The sequence below is a fragment of the Sphingorhabdus sp. genome, from assembly GCF_044239005.1.
Taxonomy (GTDB): domain Bacteria; phylum Pseudomonadota; class Alphaproteobacteria; order Sphingomonadales; family Sphingomonadaceae; genus Sphingorhabdus_B.
Window position 1 is genome coordinate 1 of record NZ_JBIICH010000089.1, and the last position, 8,743, is coordinate 8,743.

The window sequence follows — 8,743 nt, forward strand, 5'->3', positions numbered from 1 at the left end:
ATTTGAGTGAAAAAGCTGGGGAGTTTAACAGCCACCAGGACGCGATAAGTCGTTGGAATGGGGCGCTATTATAGGGGCTATATCGTGAAAAACACACGTATCAGCAATTTGAAATATGCAGCGGCACCGCTCGCACTGGGTCTGGCGTTGATCTCAACGCCGTCATTCGCTCAGGATGCGGCAGCCGAAGAAGAAACCGTTGAAGCAATCGTCGTCACGGGTTCGCTCATCACCAACCCGAACCTTGAGCGTTCGGCTCCGGTCAACGTAACTTCCGCCGAAGAAATGGAACTGCTTCAGTCCAACCTGGCCGAAGAAGTTCTTCGTGAAATCCCAGGCGTTGTCGCTTCGATCGGTTCCGCGGTCAATAACGGCAACGGTGGTGCATCGTACGTTAACTTGCGCGGCATTGGTTCAAACCGTAACGTCGTATTGCTTGACGGCGATCGTATCGTGCCCGCCGGTTTTGGTGGTCAGGTCGATTTGAACAACATTCCGCTCGCTTTGGTTGAGCGCGTTGACGTTCTTACCGGTGGCGCATCGACCACTTATGGCGCTGACGCCGTTGGTGGTGTTGTTAACTTCATTCTGAAGAATGATTTCTCCGGCATGGAAGCCCAATCTTCTTACCAGATCACCGAAAAAGGTGACGGTGATGTTTTCCGCGCTGACGTAACAATCGGTGCGAACTTCGACGATGGTCGCGGTAACGCCGTATTTGGCGTTGGTTACCAGCAAGCTGATCCAGTATATCAAGGTGCGCGCGATGTTTCGCTAACCACCATTGAAACCTATGCTGGTACAGCGCTGGGTTCAGGCACAGCATATCCCTCGCGTTTCTCGGGCGGTCGTCTGGTTAGCGGTACGGGCAATGGCGGTACAAACCAGATCAACGAAGCGGGTCAGCTCGTTCCGACCTTCTCGACGTTTAACTTCAACCCATATAACGTCTTCCAGACACCGTTCGAACGTTTCAACATGTTCGGTCAAGCGCGTTACGAAGTCAGCGATGCGATTGAAGTATATTCGCGCGGTCTGTTCTCAAAGAACACTGTAAACACGATCATCGCACCATCAGGCGCGTTCAGCATCGGCGTGAACATTCCTTTGAACAACCCGTTCTTGCCTGCTGCTATGCGTAACCAGTTCTGCGCATTCGACGTTAACCCAAGCGCTTCGGTTTATACCCCGCGCTTTTCGCAAGCTCAGTGCGATGCCGCGGCTAACCCAAGCTTGCGTCCTGGACAGCCCGGTTATCTTGAAATCGGTACAGGTGGCGCGTCTGCAACTGCAACGACGTCGGGCAACGGTCTTGCTGTATTGCAAGCATGGCAGCCATTCGACGTTAACGGCAACGGCGTGATCGAAGCTGGTGAAGGTTACAACCCTAACCCGCAGTCACTTTTTGCCCGTCGTGCAACGGAAGCTGGCCCACGTATCTCGGAATATGTCACAACCGTATTCGATTACCGTTTGGGTGCCCGTGGTTCGATCACTGACTCAATCGACTGGGATATCTCAGGTGCCTATGGCCAAAGCGAGAATATCCAGACGATTAAGGGTTATACCTTGAACTCGCGTTTCCGTCAGTCGCTTCGTGCGGGCGGAACGGCTGCAGCTCCAGTTTGCTTTGACACATCAAATGGGTGCGTTGCAGCAAACGTCTTTGGCACCATTCAGCCGGAAGCAATTCCGTTCTTGGTCCAGGAAAGCACCAGCTTTACGAAAACCTCGCTTGCACAAGTCAAGGGAACCATCAACGGCGATGCCGGCTTTACCAGCCCATTTGCTGAAGATTCCGTGGCATTTGCAGTCGGCGGTGAGTATCGTAAATATACTGCCCGTCAGGGCGCTGACGCGCTTGCCAAGGGCGGCGATCTCGGCGGTGCCGGCGGAGCGACGCCAGATATTTCTGGTGGCTTCGACGTGTATGAAGGCTTTGGCGAACTTGTTGTGCCACTGGTTAGCGACAAGCCATTCGTGAACAGCCTGACTGTTGAAGGCGGCCTTCGCTATTCGTCGTACACAGTCGACGCACCAGGTAACCCATCGTACAACACCACAACCTTTAAGGCTGGTGGTACTTGGGAGCCAACCGACGGTCTCGCAATTCGTGGTAACTTTGCACGTGCCGTTCGCGCACCAAACATTGGCGAACTGTTCTCGCCAGTGAACACTGGATTGACCAACCTTGGTACCGATCCATGTGCGACGTTGACGACGGCTGGCGCTGTGTTGCCAGGACGTCCTGCATCTGGCCCAACCGGTGAACTTCGTGCCGTCTGCTTGGCGCAAGGTGCCAACTTGGGCAACATCAACTCGATTCCACAGCCTAACGCAGGTCAGGTGAACTCGACTGGTGGCGGTAACGTCAACATTAAGCCTGAAAAGTCGAACAGCTTCACCATTGGTGCGATCTTCCAGCCAGCCAGAATCCCTGGTTTCACTGCGTCGATCGATTATTACAACATCAAGGTAACGGGTGCGATTTCGTCCCCGACCCCTGGTGACGTAATTGCGGCTTGCTTTGGTACGAACGTATTCAGCCCAGCAGCAGGCGCATCGACATCTGCTGCTTGTACCAGCATTCGTCGTAGCCCAGCCGATGGCAGCTTGAGCGGCGATCCGAGCACTTTCACTGGTCTGCCTTCGGTTCTGTCGAACGCGGGTTCCATTGAAACTGACGGCATCGACTTGATCATGAACTACAAGACTGATCTGACCGACAAAATCGCTTTGGCTTTGTCGTTCAACGGTAACTACACGTTCAAATCGACGTTCAACGCGTTCGTGCTCAACCCTGAATCGGTCAATCGTGATTGCACCGGCTATTTCAGCTCGAACTGTGGTTCACTGCAGCCAGACTTCTCATGGTCGCAGCGTACAACATTGTCGTACGACAAGATCGATGTGTCGTTGTTGTGGCGTCACCTGTCGGCGATGGAGCAAGAGCCACTTGACGTGATTGACGGTGGTGCGTTCTTCAACGGAACGATCGGTTCGTCGGTCTTGGGCGTTGGCGGCCGGACGGCTAACTTCGGCAAGATCAAGGCATATGATTACTTTGATCTGTCGGCGCGTCTCAATGCCACCGAAAATCTGACGATCACCGCTACGGTGCAGAACTTGCTGGACAAGGATCCACCATTGACCGGTAACAACGCTGGTTCGACATCGTACAACAGCGGTAACACCTTCCCGTCGACATATGACGCGTTGGGTCGTCGCTATGCTGTAACGGCAAAGCTGCGCTTCTAATTTGAAGAGCATATAATGAAACAAGGGGGCGGGCAGCAATGCCCGCCCCTTTTGTATTGTGACGGCACGCTAAGCCATGCGGCCGGACCAAGACCTGCAAGACTGCGTTATGTTGGTTTAGGTAATGTCCCGCCCTATTGGGCTAGGCAGCGCGCTTCAAAAACGAAGCGCATGTTCCAACGTCAGTGGGATGTTGGCAGATTGGGCAACGGCTTTGGCCCAAATCAGGACCTTTTCAATTTCGTCGCCATGCGCCGTTTGCGCCAACGCATATTCCGCGCGCCGGTCTTCTGTCCGGAAACTGCCGCCGAACTTGCTATGCGTGCCAAACGCAGGATGCGCATCATTCGCAGCGGCATGATCGCCCAACCCAAAGTGGGACGATGCAGCGGAAAGAGCTTTACCGGGATTGGCAGTCAGCCGTTCGCTGTCCAGCGTTGCGATGCGTTCAGCGCCGAACTTTAGCGTCATGCTATGAAACAACTTTTGCTGTGCCAGCCAACCCACCGCGGCGACTTGCAAATCGGTCTGCCGGAAAAAATCACCCGGATCAAAACCGAGATCAACGATGCCGTCGGCAATTTGCCCTTCCAATAATTCGCGGCACCATAGCCGGCACCAAAGGCCCTTGCGGGCCACCGATAAAAGAAACACCGAAAGTGGCGCATACAGAATGATGGCTTTGCTTGTCGGCCGCATGGCAAGCGATGCCGGGGCAAGGGCATTAAACACATTGGACGGCTTCACAACAACCGCCAAATCGTCGCCAAATGGACGTGCGAGCATGCCCAGTGCATCGCGCAACCGTTCGCCGACCGCAGTGGGTGGCGCGCCGCGACGGCGAAAGCCGACAATGTCGTTCAACAACACGGGTTCCTTCAGACCCATAGATAGGCCCGGAAGATCAAACCCGTTGGCGAGCATGGTCGATGCACAAAAGGCGGAATGCAAAATAAAATGCAGGCTGGCGTCGTCCGTGCGGCCCGTTGTCGCTTCGCGGCGCGATAGGACCATCGGGCTTGGCTCCACACCAAGATATTCATCGGTGAGGAAAGTGGCTTCATTGTGCGCTGAACGGCTGACATGCCGCAGATGAAATGCGTCTGCAGACGCATCATAGCGATGCGCAAGCCATGCGCCGTCGTTCCACATTTCGCTGTTTTTATGCGTCATAACTTCATGGACCTTGCCGTTTCTAACGGTAAATGGCAAGCATTCGCCATATGAACGAGACCGCACCACCGGCCGAAGCGGCCAGACTGAACAGCGAAGGCATGCTTGCACTGCGGGCCGGAAGCTATGCTGAAGCGGAGCGCCTGTTCGTGGCGGCAACGACGCATGACACGATGTCGAGCGCGCTTTGGCGAAATGTTGCCACTGCACGGCGCGCGCAGGGCGATGACACAGGCGAAATGCAGGCGCTGGACGCGGCAATCAGCATCGACCGCCGCGATTTCATGGGCTGGCTCCGCAAGGCCGAATTGCATGAACGTACGGGTGAAAAGGCCGAGGCGCTGGTCGCTTGGAGCGGCGTGCTCCAAATGGCGGCGCATGCATCAGACCTATCTCCCGATATTGCCGCCGCACTGCAGAGGGGGCAGGCGTTTGTTTCGCAAGCGACGCTTCAGATCGCGGACGCGGTCAGCACGGAAATGGCGCCATTAACTGCTGCCATGGATGAAACAGAGCTGCGCCGCAGCAAGGCATTTGTCGATGTGGCGCTGGGCCGCCGACGGACCTATGTGAACACATGCGACGGCTTATATTACCCCTTCCTTCCGGCGGACGAATTTTTCGACAGGCATCATTTCCCATGGATGCCGGCTATTGAGGCTGCGACAGAGGAAATACGCCAAGAATTGGAGGCGCTGCTTGCCGATCCCGGCGATGCCTTGCGGCCTTATGTTCGGATGGATTCAGGCGTCCCCGAAAATAAATGGTCAGCGCTTGATCAGTCGCTTGCCTGGGGCGCATGCTTTTTGTGGGAATATGGGCAACCCAATAAGGCCGTCTTAGACCGCTGCCCGCGTACAGCCGCGGCCTTGGCCAGCTTACCGACGACAACGCTTCCGGATCGTGCACCCAGCGCGTTTTTCTCAATATTGAAGCCGCATACCCGAATTCCGCCGCATACAGGGGTGACCAATACCCGTGCGATTGTGCATTTGCCGCTGATCGTGCCAGAGAAATGCGGCTTCCGCGTTGGGGGCGAAACCCGCGAATGGAAAGTGGGAACGGCTTTTGCCTTTGATGATACCATCGAACATGAAGCGTGGAACGATAGCGACCACAATCGTGCGGTTCTTATCTTTGATGTGTGGAACCCCCATTTAACCGTTACAGAACAAAATGTTATCGCCCGCTATTATGCCGCGGCTGACGCAACAGGCTTTAAAATCACGCATTAAGTTAATTGATTTTTTCCTCTTTACTTGCACTGATAAGCGCCTGTGTTACTTGCACCGCGCCTCTCAACGGAGAAACATGCACATGCGACCAATTCTATTCACAGCCTTAACCATTGGCATCATGACCTCGGCTTTGGCACAGGCGCCGGTGTCTGCGCCTGTAGCGGCTCCAGCATCTGCAACGACATCGCAGGACGGTAAATTGGCCAAAGCCTCTGACAAAACCGCTTCCGATGCAGACCAAGCCGTTCGGTGCCGCACTGTTCGTGTGACCGGTTCACTGGTGAAAAAGGGCAAGGTTTGCAAAACGCTTGCGCAGTGGCGCCAGATGACAGAGTCCGGAAATGAACTCGCCCGCCGTTTGGTGGAGGATGGAACTTCACGCCCCAGCGGTCAGTGATTCTTCCTTCGCGGATGAAATGGCGGATGTGAATCGAGGAAGCTCCAAAGGCTGTTCCGTGGCTCCTACACCGCCAACTTCAACGCCCCATCGCCTTCCTCGACCTTAACCGTGGAGCCATCGGGCACTTCGCCGCGCAGTAGCAGATCCGCTAGCGGGTCCTGCAAATATCGCTGAATAGCGCGCTTGAGCGGGCGTGCGCCATATACGGGGTCGTAACCCACGCGGCCAAGCCACGCCTTTGCCTCTTCGGATAAAGCGAGCGTGATCTTGCGATCCTTCAGCAGCTTTTGCACGCGTTGCACCTGAATCTCGACAATCGGTGCCATGTGATTGGCGCCAAGCCGGTGGAACAGGATGACCTCGTCGAGGCGGTTGAGGAATTCGGGCCGGAAATGGCCCCGCACGATTTCCATCACTTGCGGTTCGACCTCTTTCACGTCCTGACCATCTTCCAACGCGGCGAGATGCTGGCTGCCCAGATTGGACGTGAGGATGATGAGCGTGTTTGAAAAGTCCACCGTGCGGCCCTGACCATCGGTGAGGCGGCCATCGTCGAGTACCTGAAGCAGGATGTTGAAGACGTCGGAGTGCGCTTTTTCGACTTCGTCGAACAACACCACTTGATAGGGCCGACGCCGGACAGCCTCGGTCAGGACACCGCCTTCTTCATATCCGACATAGCCCGGAGGTGCACCGACCAGCCGCGATACGCTGTGCTTTTCCATAAATTCGGACATGTCGATGCGGACCATCGCATTGTCATCGTCGAACAGAAATGAGGCCAGCGCCTTGGTCAGTTCGGTTTTACCAACGCCCGTGGGGCCCAGGAACAGGAAGGAACCAAGCGGCCTGTTGGGGTCCTGAAGCCCTGCGCGGCTGCGGCGGACGGCCTTGGATACAGCGGCCACGGCATCTTGCTGCCCGATCACCCGCGCGCCAATCAGTTGCTCCATATTGAGCAACTTGTCGCGCTCGCCCTCAAGCATCTTGTCGACAGGAATGCCTGTCCAGCGGCTTACGACGCTGGCGATATCCTGCGCGGTCACTTCCTCACGCAGCATGGCGTTACCTGCCGCTGATTCTGCTTCGGACAGTTGCCGCTCAAGGCCCGGGATTGCGCCATATTGCAGCTCGCCCGCCTTGGCGAGGTCGCCCGAACGCTGCGCCTGTTCAAGCTCGATACGGGCGGTGTCGAGTTGTTCCTTGATCTTCGCCTCTGCCGAAATCTTGTCTTTTTCCGCCTGCCAGCGCTGGGTCAGTTCGGATGATTGCTGCTCCAGATTGGCAAGTTCATTCTCCAGCGTGGCGAGCCGGTCTTTCGACGCGGCATCGCTCTCCTTACCAAGCGCCTCACGCTCGATTTTGAGCTGAATGATACGCCGGTCGAGCGTCTCGATTTCCTCTGGCTTGGATTCCACTTCCATGCGGAGTCGCGACGCGGCTTCGTCCATCAGGTCGATGGCTTTATCGGGCAGGAAACGGTCGGCAATGTAACGGTGCGATAATGTTGCCGCGCTGACCAATGCGCCATCGGTAATCCGCACGCCATGGTGCAGTTCATATTTCTCTTTCAACCCGCGCAGGATCGAAATCGTATCTTCGACCGTGGGTTCACCGACGAACACGGGCTGAAACCTGCGTTGCAGTGCGGGGTCTTTTTCGACATGCTTTTGATATTCATCGAGCGTCGTTGCGCCGATGCAGTGCAATTCGCCGCGTGACAAAGCGGGCTTAATCAGGTTCGCCGCGTCCATCGCGCCTTCGCCTTTGCCCGCACCGACGAGCGTGTGCATCTCGTCAATGAACAGGATGATGTCACCTTCGGCCTGCTTCACCTCATCCAGCACACCCTTCAGCCGCTCTTCAAACTCGCCGCGATATTTCGCGCCGGCAATCAGGGCGCCCATGTCGAGTGACAAGAGCTTGCGGCCTTTCAGGCTGTCTGGGACGTCGCCATTGGCAATGCGCAGCGCCAGGCCTTCGGCAATGGCGGTTTTGCCGACGCCGGGCTCGCCGATGAGGACAGGGTTGTTCTTTGTGCGTCGCGCAAGAATTTGAATGGTGCGGCGTATTTCTTCATCACGACCGATGACAGGATCAAGCTTGCCCGCCCGGGCCACTTCCGTCAGGTCGCGCGCGAATTTCTTCAGCGCATCATAACGGTCCTCCGCGCCAGCGGTGTCGGCGGAGCGTCCACCACGCAGCGCATTAATCGCGGCGTTCAGACCCTCGGCTGTGACGGCAGCATTGGCCAAGGCCTTACCTGCAGTGGTGGTTGAGGCCAGCGCAAGCGCGAGCAACAGCCGTTCAACGGTCACATAGCTGTCGCCAGCCTTTTGCGCGACCTGTTCGGCGGAATCGAGAACACGCACGGCATCATTATCAAGCCCGGGCGTCTGTTGCGCGCCGCCGCCGGACACCGCAGGTACCTTCGCCAACGCCGCGTCGGTTTCGCGCAAGGCTGTCGCGGCGTCGCCACCAGCCGCCTTGATAAGGCCAGACGCCATGCCCTGTTCGTCTTCCAGCAAGGCTTTGAGGAGATGCTCGGGCCCAATACGCTGATGGCTCATACGAATGGCCACGGTCTGCGCGCTTTGCAGAAAACCCTTGGCCCGGTCGGTGAATTTCTCGAGGTTCATGCGCTATTTCCTAAATGTCGATGGAGCCTTTGTGG

At 56.4% G+C, this 8,743-nt stretch carries 5 protein-coding genes; 3 read left to right on the plus strand and 2 right to left on the minus strand.

All coding sequences use genetic code 11. The features are described from left to right. Window positions 1-57: 57 nt before the first annotated feature. Window positions 58-3,258, plus strand: coding sequence for a TonB-dependent receptor domain-containing protein (locus ACILQA_RS07995; protein WP_395629221.1), 3,201 nt, complete (start codon window positions 58-60; stop codon window positions 3,256-3,258). A gap of 156 nt (window positions 3,259-3,414) precedes the next feature. Here the strand turns inward: ACILQA_RS07995 and ACILQA_RS08000 are convergent, their stop codons facing one another. Further along, window positions 3,415-4,431 carry a hypothetical protein gene (locus ACILQA_RS08000; protein WP_395629222.1) on the minus strand — a complete coding sequence of 339 codons (1,017 nt, stop codon included), beginning with the start codon at window positions 4,429-4,431 and terminating at the stop codon, window positions 3,415-3,417. Window positions 4,432-4,481: 50 nt separating this feature from the next. On the opposite strand from ACILQA_RS08000, the gene ACILQA_RS08005 reads away from it, so the two are divergent. Together ACILQA_RS08005 and ACILQA_RS08010 are read left to right on the plus strand one after the other, a co-directional pair. Beyond that, window positions 4,482-5,666 (plus strand): aspartyl/asparaginyl beta-hydroxylase domain-containing protein, encoded by a 1,185-nt coding sequence (locus ACILQA_RS08005; RefSeq protein WP_395629223.1) that lies wholly within the window; start codon window positions 4,482-4,484, stop codon window positions 5,664-5,666. An 82-nt stretch (window positions 5,667-5,748) separates the two neighbouring features. After that, on the plus strand, window positions 5,749-6,066 hold the full coding sequence (locus ACILQA_RS08010) for a hypothetical protein (RefSeq protein WP_395629224.1): 318 nt from the start codon (window positions 5,749-5,751) through the stop codon (window positions 6,064-6,066). A 65-nt stretch (window positions 6,067-6,131) separates the two neighbouring features. Here the strand turns inward: ACILQA_RS08010 and clpB are convergent, their stop codons facing one another. Continuing rightward, entirely contained in the window at window positions 6,132-8,708 is a 2,577-nt protein-coding gene (gene clpB / locus ACILQA_RS08015; protein ID WP_395629225.1) for an ATP-dependent chaperone ClpB, read from the minus strand. Window positions 8,709-8,743: the final 35 nt, after the last annotated feature.